This is a genomic window from Achromobacter sp. (genome assembly GCF_049647645.1).
In the GTDB taxonomy this organism is placed as follows: Bacteria; Pseudomonadota; Gammaproteobacteria; order Burkholderiales; family Burkholderiaceae_B; genus Achromobacter.
In genome coordinates this window covers 1-16,217 of sequence record NZ_JBARYB010000053.1, presented here as the reverse complement: position 1 = coordinate 16,217, position 16,217 = coordinate 1, and the positions used below count along the sequence as shown (strand labels likewise).

The window sequence follows — 16,217 nt, the reverse complement described above, 5'->3', positions numbered from 1 at the left end:
GCCGGCGTACTTGCGTTCCATGCCGCTGGAGAAGCCGCGCACGCCCATGTCGCCGTCCAGTTGGCCGACGTACAGGCCGGCCCTGAGGTTGCGGCTGGTGTACACGTCCACGCCGGCCTGGAAGCCGTTCAGGTGGCCGCTGCTCTCGGGGTTGACGGTGCCTTGCTGCGTGATGGTGGGACCCACGCGCAGCACGCGGGCCCAGGCGCGGTGGCTGGGATCCTGGTCGATGGCGCCTTGAGCGGCTTCATCGCCCATGCGCTTGCGCATGTCGCCCAGCATGGCCATGTCGGCCTGGCGCAGTTGCGCGGGCAGGGAGGACAGCAGCGGGACTTCCTCGCGGTAGGCGGGAGCGGGGGTACCAGGATCGATGCCGGGGCCGGGGCCTGGGGTACCAGGATCGATGCCGGGGCCGGGGCCTGGGGTGCCAGGATCGATGCCCGGGCCGGGGCCGGGGGTGCCCGGATCGGTGCCGGGGCCGGGGTTCACCTGCGTATTGGTCGAGTGCAGCGCGGCGCCCTGCGCCGTTTGGGTCAGGCGGTACTCGTAGGCGCCGGCATCGATATGGTTGCCCGCCAGGGTGAAGCTGCCGGGCTGCAGGCTGGCGCCGTTCTCGGTGGCGATGACTTGGATGCCTAGGCTGCCGGTCTGCGCGCCCAGGCCGCCGGCATTGGTGATCTGCACCGTGGTGTTGCCGCTGGCGACCGCGGTCGCGCCGCTTAGCAGCAGCTTGTCGGTGGCGCTGCCGTCCGCGCCCAGCACGGTGGACACGCCCAGCTTGCCATTGTTGCCGACGTAAGGTCCGGTGACCTTGAGCACCGCGCCCGGCGCGCTGCCGGCGAGATTGACCGCGCCGCTGTTGTTCAGGCTGGCCACGGTCTGGCTGTAGCCAGCCAGGTCCAGCACGGCGCCGTTAGCCACGGTATGGGCCGAGGCGCTGCTGAACGTGTTCGCGGCGCCGGCCTTGAGCGTGCCTTGCGCGACGTCGGTCGCGCCGGTGTAGGTATTGCCAGCGCTGGTCAGGGTCAGCACGCCGGTTCCCTGTTTGGTGAGGAAGCCGCCGCCGGTGATCGCGCCGGCCCAGGTGGCATCGTTCCCTCCGGTGTCGATCACCGGGTCGTTGGTGCCCGTCATGTGCAGGTTGTTGACGATGGTCAGGCCGTTGGCAATCAGGTTGATGACTGTGCCGTCGTCCATGGACAGCATGCCGGTGCCCAGGCCCTGGGCATGGCCCAGGCCGATGCTGCCCTGCTTGAGCTGCACGCCGCCCGTAAAGGCGCTGCCGCCGGTCAGCGCCAGCACGCCGGCGCCGGTTTTGACCAGGCCGCCGTCGCCCACGACGATGCCTGAGTAGTAGGACACACTGCCAGCCGCGGAATTGACGGTCAGGGTTCCTGCGCCCAGCGCCACGGTGCCGGCGCCGCTCAGGCCGCTGGCTTGCAGCGCGTTGCCGTTGAGGTCCAGCGTGGCGCCCGTAAGCACCTCGAAGGTGCTGCCTTGGACCAGTGCGGTTGCGGAGCCCGCGCGCAGCGTGCCGTCCGCGACCAGCGTGCCGCCGGTATAGCTATTGGCGCCGGTCAGCGTCTGCGTGCCCGAGCCTTGCTTGACCAGGGTGCCGGTGCCGCTGACCGAGCCGCCGAAGATGCCGTCGGCCGAGCCGCCTGCCAGCAGGGAATTGCTTCCCATCTTGATGTTGCCGGCGCCCGCCAGGGTGCCGAATACCTGGGCGCCGCGGCCTGCCGACAGGTCGACGGTAGCGCCGCTGGCCACGGTCACGGTGCCGGTGGCCGCGAGGCTGCCGGCGGCGCCCAGCGCCAGCGTGCCGCTGTTGACGTAGGTGCCACCGGTGTAGGTGTTGGCGCCGTTCAGCGTCAGCGTGCTGGCGCCGTTCTTGGTCAGGCTGCCCGCGCCCGAGAGCTTGCCGTTGAGCGTCAGGTCCTGGCTGCCTTGCGCGGTGAGGCCGGCGTTCAGGGCGATGTCGTTCGCCAGCGCGAGCGCTTGAGTGGCGTCCAGTGTGGCGCCGCCGCCCACCGTCAGTGCGCCGGAACCGAGTGCGGCGCCGTTGCCGACGATCAGGCTGCCTGCGTTGAGGAGGGTGCCGCCGTCATAGGTATTGACGCCGCTGAGGGTCAGGCTGGCCGCGCCGTTCTTGATCAGGCCGCCATTGCCGCTGACGGTGCCGTTCAGGTCCATGGCATTGCCGCCGGCAATCGTCAGCGCGCCGTTCAACATGACGTTGTTGCGCACGGTGATTGCCTTATTGCTGTCCAGCGTGGTGCCGTTGGCGGCGGTCAGCAGGCCGTTGCCCAGAGCCTTGTCGTTGCCCAGCACCAGCGTGCCGCCATTGAGCGCCGTGCCGCCGGTATAGCCGTTGGAGGCGTTGAGCACCAGGGTGCCGGCGTCGAGCTTGGCCAGCGTGCCGCTGCCGACCAGCGGGGCGTTGATGATTGCCGTCACGCCGGGGTCGACGCGCACCGAAGCGTAGCCCAGGTCGCCGTTGACCAGGTTGAGCGATCCCAGCGAGCCGCGTTCCAGGACATAGCCGTTGGTCATGAACTGCATGCCCGTCGTGCTTTGCGCGCCGGCGACGGTGACCGTCCCCGCGGCGCCCTGGAAAATGGCGAACTTGCCGGCCCAGGACCGGTTCCCGTTGCCGTCGACGCCGGTCCAGTTGGCGTTGGCGCCGTCCCAGGTGCCGCTGCCGCCTTCGATCACGCCGTTGCCGGTGGTTTGCGTGCCGTCCCAGAACTGCACGGTGACGTTGGGCGCGGCAACCAGCAGGTTGATCTGCTTGGCGATGGCGGTCTGCAACGTCAGGTCGGCCGCTTGCACGCTGCCGGGTACATTGCCGAAGCGCATGCCGTTGTCGTACAGGTTGCCGCCATAGTTCATGAGCCGGTACACGCCGGTGCCGAAGCCGCCTGCGTCGCTGATATTGAGCGTGCCGCCCAGATTCAGGTCGCCGGCAACGTTCACCAAGGCAGTGCCGCCGCCGAGGGCGGGGGCGCCCAGGCTGGCATTCACGATCGAGTTGGCGTCGAGTGCCAGGCTGCCGACCGACAGCGTGTAGCCGTCCGTCAATTTCAAGGTGGCGCCGCCCATGACCGTTACGTCGCCGGCGAGGCTGCCAGTGCCGCCCAGGCTAGCGCCGCTGGATACCTGCACAGTGCTGCTGGCGAGCGAGCCATCGACCCACAGGCTGCCGGCGTTGACGTTGGTCAAGCCTGTGAGAGCGTTGGTGCCGGAAAGAGTCAGCGATCCAGCGCCGGACTTGGTCAACATGCCCTTGCCGTTGAGTTGGCCGCTGAAGTTGCTGGTGGCTCCGTTGGCGCCGATGGTCAGGATGTTCCCGTTCGAGACCGTCACCGTGCCTGCGCCGTTCAGGCGGCCAAGGCTAGCCAAATTGGTCACGAAGAGATTGGCGCCGGCCGCGACGTTCGCGGTGGCGTTCTGGCCCAGCGCGTTGCTGGCTACCGTGGTCAGGCTGCCGCCTTGCAGGTCGATCGTGCCGCTGAAGCTGTTGTTGCTGCCCGTCAGCGAGAGGTTATCCGTTCCGTTCTTGCGCAGCGTGCCGTTGCCGTTGAGCAGGCCGTCCAGGGTCAGGCTGTTGTCGCCCGCCACCGTGAGCGTTCCGCCGACATTGACGTCGTTGCCCAGGCGCATCGGACCGGCAGTGTCCAGCCGCGACACGCCCGTGACGTTCAGGACACCGGTGCCCAGTGCCGCGGCATTGCCCAGCTTCAAGTTGCCGGCATTGATCGTGGTGCCCCCGCTATGGCGGTTTTCGCCATTGAGGGTGAGTTGGCCGGAGCCGTTCTTGATCAGCTCCTGGTAACCGTCGATCACGCCGTTCAGGATGAGATCGTTGCTGCCGCCCAAGGTCAGGGCGGCGCTCAATTGCACCTTGTTGGCCAGGGTCAGCGCGCTGCTGGTGTCCAGGGTCGCTGCATTGCGCACGGTCAGCGTGCCTGCGCCCAGCGCGGCGCTGTTGCCCAGGCCCAGGTTGCCGCCCGAGAGGGTGACGCCACCCTGGAAGGCGTTGACGCCGTTAAGGGTCAGCTTGCCGGTGCCGCGCTTGGTCAGGCCGCCTTGGCCGTTGACCAGGCCTCCCAAAGTGAGGTCTTGGCTGCCGACAAGAGTCAGATCGCCTGCCAGGTTGACGGTGTTGCCCAGGTCCAGCGCCAGGCTGTTGTCCAGCGTGGTGCCGGAGGCGGCGTTCAGGGAGCTTACGCCCAGCGGATTGGCGGAGGCCAGCGCAAGGATGCCGGCATTCAGCGCCAGCGGACCCCGGAAACTGTTGGCTCCAGCCAGGGTCAAGGTACTGGATCCTGTCTTTTTCAGGCCGCCGCTGCCGCTGATTGCGCCCTGGAGGGTGAGGGCGTTGCTGCCGGGCAGGTTCAATTGGCCGGCAGTCACGATGTCGTTGGATAGCGTGACTGCCGTATTGCTGTCCAATATGGTGCCGTCGGCAGCCTTCAGCGCGCCCGTACCCAGCGCGCGGTCGTTGCCGACCACCAGCGCGCCGCCCTCGAGCCAGGTGCCGCCCTGGTAGCCGTTGTTGCCGTTGAGTACCAGGGTGCCGCTGTCCAGCTTCTGCAGAGTGCCGGTTCCATTGACGTCCAGGTCGAGCGTGGCGGTCGCGGTCGGGTCGACCCGGACGGCGAACTTGCGGCTATCGCCGTTGACCGCATTGAGCGTGCCGTTAGAGCCGGCCACCAGTTGATAGCCATCGGTCATGAACTGCAGGCCATCGACGGTCTGCATGCCGTCCACCGCCACTGTGCCGGCTGTGCCTTGGAAGACGGCGAACTGGCCGCCCCAGTTGTTATTGACGAAACCTTGGTAATCGGTCCAATTGGCGGAACCGGCGCTCCACACGCCGCTGCCGCCTTCAATCACGCCGTTGGGTACCATTCCGGCACCGTCCCAGAATTGTATGCGCCGGTTCGACGCATTGAGCAGCAGGTTGACCTGGCCGGCGTTCGCGGTCTGCAGGCTGAATTCGCCTGGGGTCAATGTGCCAGGCAGGGTGCCGAAGCTAAGGGCGTTGTTGGTGAGGCTTTGGTATTCGAACAGGCGGTACACGCCATCGCCGAGGCCGCCGGCGTCGCTGATGTTCAGGACGCCGTCTAGGATCAGCGCGCCGTTGACTTTGAAGAGGGGGGTGGGGGCATTTACCGTGGCGGGCGTTCCTAGCGCGACATCGATATTTGAGCCCTGCGACAGGATGAGACTGCCGAGGTTCAGCCTGCTGCCGCTGGCGCCCGCCAGGTGGCCGCCGTTGGCAATGCTCGCCTGGCCGCTGACGGTGCCGCTGCCGGTCAGGGTCCCGCCGCTGCTTACCGCCACGCCGGCGCCATTGAATACACCGGTGACCCGCAGGGTCCCGCCGCGGACCTGGCTGACGGCGATCATGTTGCTGCTGCCGGTAAGTTCCAGCGTACCCGCGCCGACCTTGTTCAGCGTGCCAAGGCCGACGAACTGACCGGCGTACACGCTGTCGAGGTTGTTGCCGCCCAGGCTTAGGGAGCCCAAGTCGACGTTCGTGATGCCTGCACCGGTCAGGGAGCCTATGCTGGTGTTGCCGGGCAGGTTCAGGGTGGTACCCGCGGCCAGGCTGACGGAGGAAGGGGACCCCAAAGAGGTGTTGGTGCCGAAAGTGACGACACCTTGGGCGATATCGAAACTGCCGTCGTAGGAGCTATTGCCATGAAATATCAATTCAGCCGCACCGGTCTTGGTCAGCTTGCCGCTGCCGCTCAAAGGGCCGACCAGCAGCAGCGATTCCGGCGTTTCCACGGTCAGGTCGCCCTGGACGCTGATGGGAGTCGTCAGGACGGCGCCCTGTAGGGAATTCTTGAGGGTGGCGGTGCCGTTGGTGACCAGCATCCCAGTTCCCAGCCCGCTACCGTGTTTGAGCTCCAAGGTGCCGCCGCTGAGGGCGACGCCGCCGGAGGAGGTGTTCATGCCGCCCAGGCTGAGCGTGCCGTTGCCGGATTTCACCAATTGGCCGGCGCCGGAAATCGTGCCATTCAGGCTGAGGTCATTGTCGCCGGTCACCGCCAGGTTGGCGTTCAGTGCGATGCCATTGCCCAGGGAGGTCGTCTTGTTGGCCGTCAGGGTCGAGTTGCCGCCAACGGTCAGGCCGCCGACACCCAAGGCCTGGTTGTCGCCCACCGTCAGGGTGCCGGCGTTCAGCGTGACGCCTCCCAGGTACCCATTGGTTCCGTTCAGGGTAAGGTTGGCCGCGCCGTTCTTGATCAGCCAGCCTGGGCCGCCAACCGTACCGTTCAATGTGAGGTCGGCGCTTCCGCCTATCTCCAAAGTCCCCAGCAATTGCACGCTGTTGTTCAGGGCCACCTGCCTGTTGGCATCGAGCACGGTGCTGGGGAGCGCGAACAAGGCGCCGGTACCCAGGGCCGTATTGCTGCCTACCACCAGACGGCCCCCGCTGAGCTGTGTCACGCCGCTGTAGCTGTTGTCGCCGTTGAGCACCAGCGTGCCAGCACCGAACTTGCTCAACGCACCGTTGCCGCCGATCGCCACGCCCAAGGTGGCGGTCACGGCCGGGTGGACCACGATGTCCATATTGCCGCTGGTGGTCAGTTGGCCATTGGCTCCGCCCACGAGCTTGTAGCCATCGGTGCGGAATGTCATGCCGCTGACGTTGTGCCGGCCGCCGACCGCCACGGTGCCAGTTGTGCCTTCGAACACCGCGTCGCCGCCAGTCCAGGCCTGGTTGGACGAGCCGTCGGAAGCGGTCCAGTTGGTATTGGCGTAATCCCAGATCCCCGAGGCGCCATCCACCGTGCCGTTCGCGATGGAATGACTGCCATCCCAGTGCAGCGACGGGTTCCCGCCTGCGGCTTGCGCGCCCGTGGCGACCAATGCAATGCCCACCGCGCCCGTCAGTTGCGCGGCGTTGCGGCGCAGGCGCCGGGCAGGGCTGCTGCTTTTCGCCGGCCCGCGGGCGATTTCACTGACGGCTTGCCATACGCCGGCGGCGGCGTTGAAGACTACTCGGTAGACGTGGTTCATTGATCTCTTCAATGCCTGCGCGGTTGCCGGGCCGGCAAAAGTGGACGTGATATTGATTTGAATGAAACTGAATGCGTCTTAACGGAGGATCGCTCAACGGGCCAATAGGATGTGCGGGCGGCGCAACCGTTACGAAATTCGCAATAATTTTGCTGAAACTTAACATTTCATTACGCCGCGTAATGTAAGGCAAAAATACTGATTTCCCATACCGTCAATGAGGAAATTTTTGAATTGAGTTCAAATTTGCTGCGCTGACGCCACGCCAGCGCGACTATGGCCGGGCGCCGTGTTCCTGCGTACACTCCCGGCCATGCTACGAATCGACAATCTCGGCAAGCGCTACGGCGACCATCTCGTCTTCCAGGGGCTGACCCATACGTTCACGCCTGGATGCGTGTCGCTGTGCGAGGAAGACAGCACCGGCAAGTCCACCCTGCTGGGCATCATCGCGGGCGTGATCGCGCCGGATTCCGGAGATGTCTGGATCGACGGGCATTCCCTGGCCCAGGCGCCGGCGCAAGCCCGGGCCCGCTTGGCCTATGTACCCGACAATTGCATGGCGCTGCCCGCGCAGACGGGGCGCGGACTGCTGGAGCAGGTCGCGGCCGAGAAGAATGTGCCGCTGGATAACGGCGTGCTCGACCTGGCGTTCCGGCTGGGCCTGGAGCCGCATCTGGACAAGCGCTTCGAACAGATGTCGACAGGCACGCGCCGCAAGGTCTATCTGACGGCCGCCGCCCTGGGCGACCCGGCCGTCATCATTGCGGACGGGGCCAGCAACGGGCTGGACGCGCAGGCGCGCGGCGTGCTGGCCGAACAGTTCAAGATCTGGGCGCAGGATCGGGTGGTGCTGTTCGCCAGCCACGATCCCGAGCTGGTGGAAGCCAGCGGCGCAAGATCAGTCGAGGTTGCGGCGCTGCGCTGAAGGCGGCGCCGCAGGCTGCCTTATTACTTCGCCATCAATCCCAGGTACTCGATCAGGCCTTTTTCCTTGACGTAGGTGGCCTGGGCCCATTCCTTGTAGTCCTGGCTGTTGCGGTAGGCGGGCTCCTGGTTCAGCTGCTTCATGACATCCATGCTGGCGGGGTCGAACAGCGCCTTCTTGAAGGCGTCGTGCAGCGTCTTGACCACCGCGGGGTCCATGCCCTTGGGGCCGGCCAGACCGTAGGGCGAGGTTGAGACCACCTTGTAGCCCAGCTCCTGGGCCGTGGGCACGTCGGGCCAGCGGGTGGTGCGCTTTTCGCCAAAGGTGACCAGCAGGCGCATCTTGCCCGAGTCCACGAACTGGTCCCAGCCGGTGGCGTCGCTTTGCGCCATGACGTGGCCGCCCAGCAGGGCCTGCTGCATGTCGGCGTTGCCCTTGAAGGGCACGTGGTTCAGTTTCACCTTGGCGTTGATGGCGACTTCCTCGATCAGCAGGTGCGGCGAGGAACCGATGCCGGTGGAGCCGTAGTCGATGGTGCCGGGCGCCTTGCGCGCCGCCTCGATGTACTCGTTGAAGGTCTTGTACGGGGAGTCGGAGCGGACGGTAAAGCCGAAGGTGTAGCCCGACAGGCCCAGGATGAAGCTGAAATCGTTGATGGGATCCCAACTGCTCTTCTGCATGTATGGCATGCGCAGCATGGCCAGCGTGTACAGGGTGATGGTGTAGCCGTCGGGCTTGGCGGTCTTGGCCATGGTGGCCGGCCCCAGGGTGCCGCCGGCGCCGGGCCGGTTTTCCACGATGACGGGCTGGCCCAGGTACTTGGAGGCGTCCTGCGCCACGATGCGCATGTGGCGGTCGGTGGAGCCGCCGGCCGGGAAGGGCACGATCAGCGTGATCGGCTTGGACGGGTAGGCGCCTTGCGCGGCGGCGGCGAAAGGCAGGGCTGCGCCGGCCATCGAGAGCAGCGCGGCGCCTAGGCAAGCGCGCCGCAGGGGCTTGTGGGTCATGGGTTTGTCTCCTGGGGTGTTGTTGTGTGTGGGGACTGCTCAGTCGCGCAGCGCGACCTTTACCGGCAGCCGGGCCAGCGCCTCGCGCAGGCTGGCTTTCAGGGATTCAGGCGCCCGGGTGTCCGCAAGTACTGCGACCTCGGGCAGCGCGCTGGCCTCTACGCGGAACAGCGTGCCGTCGTCGATCAGGCCAGCGTCCTGCAGGGTGCGCGCCACCACGGCCTGGGCCGATACGGCGGTGGCCAGGCGGCGCAGATCGGGCTTGTAGATCTTGCCCACATTGGTCATGGGCATGCTGTCCAGCACGATGACGCGCTTGGGCCGGGCCGGGCTTTCGTCCACGTGTGCGGCGGCGTAGGCCAGCAGTTCCGCCTCCTGCACTTGCGCACCCTCGGCCAGCGTGACGAAGGCAATGGGCAGTTCGCCGGCATAGGCGTCGGGGGCGCCGACCGCGGCGCAGAGCTGGACAGCAGGATGCGAGGCGAGCGCGTCCTCGATGGTCTTGGGATCGATGTTGTGGCCGCTGCGGATGATCAGGTCCTTGGCGCGGCCTTGCAGGTGCAGGCGGCCAGCGTCGTCCATATAGCCCACGTCGCCGCTGATCAGCCAGCCGTCCTCGGCAAAGGCGCGCGCCGTGTCCTCGGGGTCGAGAAAGCCGGGTATGACGTTGGGCGCCTTGAACAGCACCATGCCGGCCGTGCCCGCGGGCAGGTCGCGCGCCGGCGTGCCGCCCGGCATGTCCAGGCCGACGATGCGGACCCGCACATAGGGCAGCGGAAAGCCGACGCAGCCCACCGGGAACTCGCAGCCGGGCGGCGAGATGGTCGAGATGCCCGCCATTTCCGTCATGCCCAGGCTTTCGTTGACGTGCAGCCCGAACAGGCGCTTGAAACGGGCCGCCAGCTCGGCGGGCAGGGGCGCGGCGCCGGTGCGGCAATAGCGCAGCGAGGAGATGTCGGCGCCGGCCAGCGGTACTTCGGCCAGCGCCGCGAGGATGGTGGGCACGCCTTGCAGCGAGGTAGCGCGGTGGCGCTCGACCAGGCGCCAGTAGTTGCGCAGCACGTCGCGGTTGCGCAGCAGCAGGGTGGTGGGGATGACGGTTTCCACGCCCGCCGAGAGAGCGGCCAGCGAAGCCGGCAGCACGCCCGCCACATGGAACAGCGGATAGCCGTTGATGACCACGTCGTCCCGTCCGGCGTTCTGCAATTGCACGGCGGCCCAGGCGCTGAAAACCTGGTTGGCGTGCGTGTGGATGGCAAGCTTGGGCGCGCCGGTGGTGCCGCCGGTATGGAAGTACGCGGCCACGTCGCCCGCCTGGATCGCGCGGCCGCTGGCGAGGCGGTCGGCCGGTTGGGCGGCGCGCGCGGCGTTGAAGTCCAGTGCATGGTCGGGCAGCGCGGGGCGGGCCGAGGACGGCTCGTCCAGCGGCGCCACGCGCAGCAGCGTGTGCAGCGTGGGCACGCGGTCGCGCAGGCGCAGCGCCTTGGACCACGAGCCGCATTCCAGGTCGGACCCGTAGGCGATCAGGACCTTGGCGCGCGCCGTGGTCATGAGGGACACGAGTTTGTCTTCCGCCAGCAAGGGATTCAAGGGTTGGACGATGCCGGCGGCCTCGCCGCCCCACAGCGCCAGGTGGTACTCCAGGCAGCCGGGCAGCAGGATGCCGACGGCGTCGTCCGGGCCCACGCCCAGCTCATGCAGCAGGTTGGCGGTCTGGTGGATGCCGGCGAGCAGTTCGCGGTAGCTCCAGCGCACCGGCGCGTCGCCGGGATCGGCGCTGCGCAGAAAGGTCAGCGCGGTCTTGTCGCCGAAGGCCGCGGCCGAGTTGCGGAAGATCTCGTAGGTGCTCCGCACCGTGAGCGTCTCGGCCAGCGGCCGGGCTTGCAGGCGTTGCACGTCCGCGGCGCTGCGCACCGGAAAGGGCGCGGCGAAGGGCGGCGAGAGGGGCGGGGCGGCATGGACCTGGGTCATTGCACGGGCCTCCTCTCAAGCCTGCCCCAGCGCAATGTAGCGCCGCAGGTGATGGTCTTCATCGCCCAACTGATGGTCGATCATGACCAGGCGCTTGGCGTAGTGCGCCAGCGGCAACTCCCAGGTCATGCCGATGCCGCCGTGCAGCTGGATGCTCTCTTCGGCCACCAGGGTGCCGATGCGGCCGATGGTGTATTTGGCGGCGGACAGCGCGCGCTCGCGGGTGGCGCGGTCGGGATGGTCCAAGGCGGCCGCGGCATTGATCACGGCCGAGCGCGCCTGCTCGATTTCCAGCAGCACGTCGGCCATGCGATGCTGCAAGGCCTGGAAGCTGCCGAGGGGGGCGCCGAACTGGCGGCGCGTGCGCAAGTATTCCAGCGTGGCGTCGCGGGCGCAGTCCATCGCGCCCACGGCTTCGGCACACAGCGCCAGGATGCCGCGGCCGGCGGCGCGTTCCAGCAGCGGGTAGCCCGCGCCGGCTTCGCCCAGCAGCGCATCTGGCGCAAGCTGCACTCCATAGAACACGAGTTCCGCCGCGCGGCCGCCGTCGATCAGGCCATAGCCGCGCGCCGTCAGGCCGGGCGTGCCGGCGCTGACCAGGAACAGGCTGATGCCGGCTTCATCGTGCGGACCGCCCGCGCTGCGGGCCGGGACCAGGAACAGGTCGGCATGTTCGCCCGCCGCGACCACGGCCTTGGCGCCGTTGAGCACCCAGCCGTCCTGGCTGCGTTCGGCGCGGGTTTCGACATGCGCCAGTTCATAACCGGAGTCGGGTTCGGCGTGGGCCAGCGCGGCGGTGATGGTGCCCGCGATCAGGCCTTCCAGCGCTTCCCGCTGGGCAGGCGTGCCGGCGGCGGCGATGGCACTGCCGACCATGAGCGCGTCCAGCAGGGGTTCGACGGCCAGGCCGCGGCCCAGCGCCTCGAATACGACGGAGATGTCGAAGCCGGTTCCGCCCAGCCCTCCATCCGCTTCGGCAAACAGCGCGCCGACCGCGCCCAATTCGGCATAGCGCCGCCATAGTTCCAGACTGTAGCCCCGTTCCGAATGCGCATTGCGATCGCGCGTGGCGAAGTCGCTCTGCTCTGCGACAAAGCGGCGCAGCATGTCGGAGAGCATGCGCCGGTCTTCGGTGTGTTCAAAGTTCATGGCCGGCCCTTACAGTCCGAGGATCATCTTGGAGATGATGTTCTTCTGGATTTCATTGGAGCCGCCGAAGATCGACAGCTTGCGGTTGTTGAAGTACTGCGCGGCGGCGCTCTCGGCGCCTTCGGGGCCGATGGGCGGCGCGTCGTAGCCGTCGTGCAGGGCCTCGGGCACGAAGGGGCGGGCGTAGGGCCCCATGGCGCGCCGGTTCAGCGCGCTGATCTCCTGGCGGATCTGGGTGCCGCGTATCTTCAGCATGGAACTCTCGGCGCCAGGCGCGCCGCCGCCGGCCACGGCCGCTACCACGCGCAGGTTGGTGGTGCGCATATTGGCCAGCTCGATCTCGACCCGCGCCAGGCGCGCGGCGAAGTCCGGATCCTCGGCCAGCGGCCTGCCGTTCTTGCGCTGGTGTCGGGCCACCGTCTTCAGGCGCGCCAGCGCGGCGGCGGATTGGCCGACGCCGGCGATGTTGGTGCGTTCGTAGGTCAGCAGGTATTTGGCGCAGGTCCAGCCGCGGTTTTCCTCGCTCACCAGGTTGGCGACCGGCACCCGCACGTCGGAGAAGAACACCTCGTTGACTTCGTGTTCGCCGTCCAGGGTGATGATGGGGCGCACTTCCACGCCGGGGCTTGCCATGTCGATCAGCAGGAAGCTGATGCCTTCCTGGCGCCGGCCTTCCTGCGAGGTGCGCACCAGGCAGAAGATCATGTTGGCGTACTGGCCCAGCGTGGTCCAGGTCTTCTGGCCGTTGACGATGTAGCTGTCGCCGTCGCGCGCCGCCGTGGTCTTGACGGAGGCCAGGTCCGAGCCCGCGCCGGGCTCGGAGTAGCCCTGGCACCACCAGTCGCTGCCGTCGAGGATGCGCGGCAGCCAGTGGCGCCGCTGCGCCTCGGTGCCGTACTTGATCAGCACCGGGCCCAGCATGCTGAGGCCGAAGGGCACGATGCGCGGAGCGCCGGCCAGCGCGCATTCATTTTCGAAGATGAACTTTTGCACGGCGCTCCAGCCGGTGCCGCCGTATTCCACCGGCCAATGGCTGGCCAGCCAGCCCTGCCGGTTGAGGATGGCGTGCCACTCGACCATGTCGGCGCGCGTCAGCAGCTTGCCTTGCATGACCTTGGCGGACAGCCGTTGAGGCAGGCGGCCGGCAAGAAAGGTCCGCACTTCATCGCGGAAGGCATTTTCTTCGGAGGTGAATTCCAGGTCCATGGGGGATCCTCAGTAGATTTCGAACAGGCCGGCCGCGCCCATGCCGCCGCCCACGCACATGGTGACGACGGCGTAGCGGGCGCCGCGGCGGCGGCCTTCGATGAGCACGTGGCCGGCCAGGCGGGCGCCGGTGACGCCGAAGGGGTGGCCCAGGGCGATGGCGCCGCCGTCCACGTTCAGGCGGTCCATCGGGATGCCGAGTTTTTCCTGGCAATACAGGGCTTGCGAGGCGAAGGCCTCGTTCAGTTCCCAAAGGTCGATGTCCTGCACCTTGAGACCGTGGCGCGTCAGCAGCTTGGGCACGGCGTAGACCGGGCCTATTCCCATCTCGTCGGGTTCGCAGCCGGCGATCGCCAGCCCGCGGAACGCGCCCAGCGGCTGGATGCCGGCGCGCCGGGCTTCGGAGGCTTCCATCAGCACGCAGGCGGCGGCGCCGTCCGACAACTGCGAGGCGTTGCCCGCGGTGACGAACTGGCCGGCGCCGCGCACGGGAGCCAAGGAGGCCAGGGCTTCATAGGTGGTGCCGGGGCGGTTGCAGGTGTCGCGGTCCACGGTCACTTCGCGTTCGCTGACGGCGCCGGTGGCGCGGTCGGCGACCGACATGGTGGTGGTGACGGGGATGATCTCTTCCACATACCGTCCCGCGGCCTGCGCGGCTTCGGTGCGCGCCTGGCTTTGCGCGGCGTAGCGGTCCTGGGCTTCGCGGCTGATGCCGTAGCGGGCCGCCACGATGTCGGCGGTTTCGATCATGGGCAGGTAGAGTTCGGGCTTGTGGTCGACGATCCACGGGTCCATGCCGCTGACGCCGTCGTCGCGGCTGCGGATCTGCGACACCAGTTCCACGCCGCCCGCGATCATGGCGGGGGCGCCGTCCATGACGATGCGGCTGGCGGCCGAGGCGATGGCCTGCAGGCCCGAGGCGCAATAGCGGTTGACGGTGGCGCCGCCCACGCTGACCGGCAGGCCGGCGCGGATAACGGCCTGGCGGCCGATATTGCGGCCGGTCGCGCCTTCCGGATAGCCGCAGCCGATGAAGGCGTCTTCGATCAGGGCGGGATCGATGCCGGCGCGGTCGACGGCGGCGCGCACGGCGTGCGCGGCCAGCGTGGGGCCGGCGATCAGGTTGAATTCGCCGCGCCCCGCCTTGGTGATGGGGGTGCGGGCGGTGGAGACGATGACGGCTTCGCGCATGGCGTATTCCTGTCTGTGTATCTGGGTCAGGCGGATGGGTTCAGGCTGGCGAAATTGCGGCCGGATTCGGCCAGTTGCACCAGCAGGGGCGAGGGCTTCCAGAAGGCGGGATCCTCCTGCGCATAGCCGCGGATGTCGGCCAACACGCGGTCCAGCCCCACGCTGTCGGCGTAGTGCATGGGGCCGCCGCGATGGCGCGGGAAACCGTAGCCGGACAGGAACACCACGTCGATGTCGGATGGACGCTGGGCGATGCCCTGGTGCAGCACGTTGGCCGCTTCGTTGATCATCGCGGCCAGGTAGCGGCGCTGGATGTCTTCTTGCGTGTAAGCGCGCGGCGTGACGCCGGCCCGCGCGCGTTCGGCGTCGATGATGGCGAGCACTTCAGGGTCTTGCTGGCCCTGACGCGCGCCGTCGGGGTAGAGATAGAAGCCGCGGCCCGTCTTTTGGCCGAACCAGCCGCGTTCGCACAAGCGGTCCGGGATCTGCACATAGCGCAGGGCGGGGTCGCGGGTAGGGGCGCGGCGCTTGCGCGTGGCCCAGCCGATATCGCCGCCCGCCAGGTCCGCCATCTGGTACGGCCCCATGGGATAGCCGAAGGCGCGCACGGCGGCGTCGATTTCGTAGGGTGAGGCGCCGTCCTCCATCATCATGTCGGCCGCCTGGCGGTGCACGGCCAGGATGCGGTTGCCGATGAAGCCATCGCACACGCCGGCGCGCACCGGGATCTTGCGCAGGCGCCGCGCCAGTTCGAAGCCGGTGGCCACCGTGTCGGGCGCGGTGTGATCGCCCACCACGACTTCCAGCAGCTTCATGATGTTGGCGGGTGAAAAGAAGTGCAGGCCCAGCACGTCGGCGGGGCCGCGCGTGGCGGCGGCGATGCGGTTGATGTCCAGGTAGGAGGTATTGGTGGCCAGCACCGCGCCGGGCTTGGCCACGCGGTCCAGCTGCGCGAACACGGTTTGCTTGACCGCCATGTCCTCGAACACGGCTTCGATGATGAGGTCGGCGTCGTCCAGCGCCTCGTAATGGGTCGAACCGGTGTAGCGCGCCATGCGGGCGTCGCGCTCGTCGGCGCTGATCCGGCCTTTCTTGACCAGCAGCTCGTAGACCTGCGCGACGCGGCCGCGGCCGCGTTCCAGCGCGGCTTCGTCCTGCTCGACCATGGTCACGGGAAAGCCGGCGTCCAGCGCCGAAACGGCGATGCCCGCGCCCATGGTGCCGCCGCCGACGATGCCGATTCGCTCCAGCCGCCGCGGCCGGGCGGGCTGTTGCCCCGGCATCTTGGCCGTGTCGCGTTCCGCGAAAAAGGCATGCACCAGGCCCGCCCGCTGCGGGCTGTCCAGGCATTGCAGGAACAGGGCGCGTTCGGTGCGCAGGCCTTCCTCGAAAGGCTGCTCGATGGCGGCGCGCACGGCCTCCACGATCTTGGCGGGCGAGTACAGTCCTTGGCTGCTCTGGGCCACGCGTTCGGCGGCGGCGTCGACCTGGGCCAGCGCGGCGGTCTTGTCTTCGAGGGCCCCCGCATCGCGGGTACGGCGCGGGCCGGCGCCCACGGCCAGCAGTTGCCGGGCGTAGGCCAGGCCCGCGTCCAGCGGATCGGTTTCGCTGGAGAGCGCGTCCACCAATCCGGCTTCGAGGGCAGCCCCGGCGGCCAGGTGCTTGCCGGTCAGCATCAGGTCCAGCGCCGCCTGCGCGCCCATCAGGCGCGGCGCGCGCTGGGTGCC

Annotated in this window: 8 protein-coding genes; 1 reads left to right on the top strand and 7 read right to left on the bottom strand. The window is 68.0% G+C overall.

Going from position 1 to position 16,217, the window contains the following annotated elements:
• On the bottom strand, positions 1-7,038 hold a 7,038-nt coding region (locus WBB14_RS05770), incomplete at its 3' end, for an autotransporter-associated beta strand repeat-containing protein (RefSeq protein WP_424238974.1).
• A 313-nt stretch (positions 7,039-7,351) separates the two neighbouring features.
• Here WBB14_RS05770 and WBB14_RS05765 point away from each other — a divergent pair.
• Positions 7,352-7,966: an ABC transporter ATP-binding protein gene (locus WBB14_RS05765; RefSeq protein WP_424238973.1), complete on the top strand. Its 615-nt coding sequence runs from the start codon at positions 7,352-7,354 to the stop codon at positions 7,964-7,966.
• A gap of 23 nt (positions 7,967-7,989) precedes the next feature.
• On the opposite strand, the gene WBB14_RS05760 is transcribed toward WBB14_RS05765, so the two are convergent.
• The 6 genes from WBB14_RS05760 to WBB14_RS05735 form a co-directional block, all read right to left on the bottom strand.
• Positions 7,990-8,973, bottom strand: coding sequence for a tripartite tricarboxylate transporter substrate binding protein (locus WBB14_RS05760; protein WP_424238972.1), 984 nt, complete (start codon positions 8,971-8,973; stop codon positions 7,990-7,992).
• A 39-nt stretch (positions 8,974-9,012) separates the two neighbouring features.
• Entirely contained in the window at positions 9,013-10,944 is a 1,932-nt protein-coding gene (locus WBB14_RS05755) for an acyl-CoA synthetase (protein WP_424238971.1), read from the bottom strand.
• Between the two features lie 15 nt (positions 10,945-10,959).
• Positions 10,960-12,093 (bottom strand): acyl-CoA dehydrogenase family protein, encoded by a 1,134-nt coding sequence (locus WBB14_RS05750; RefSeq protein WP_424238970.1) that lies wholly within the window; start codon positions 12,091-12,093, stop codon positions 10,960-10,962.
• Between the two features lie 9 nt (positions 12,094-12,102).
• On the bottom strand, positions 12,103-13,299 hold the full coding sequence (locus WBB14_RS05745) for an acyl-CoA dehydrogenase family protein (protein WP_424238969.1): 1,197 nt from the start codon (positions 13,297-13,299) through the stop codon (positions 12,103-12,105).
• Positions 13,300-13,308: 9 nt separating this feature from the next.
• The gene (locus tag WBB14_RS05740) at positions 13,309-14,490 is read right to left on the bottom strand and encodes an acetyl-CoA C-acyltransferase (RefSeq protein ID WP_424238968.1); all 1,182 of its coding nucleotides are present in this window, start codon (positions 14,488-14,490) and stop codon (positions 13,309-13,311) included.
• Positions 14,491-14,516: 26 nt separating this feature from the next.
• Positions 14,517-16,217, bottom strand: a 1,701-nt coding sequence (locus WBB14_RS05735; RefSeq protein ID WP_424238967.1) for a 3-hydroxyacyl-CoA dehydrogenase NAD-binding domain-containing protein, incomplete at its 5' end; no start/stop codon positions are given.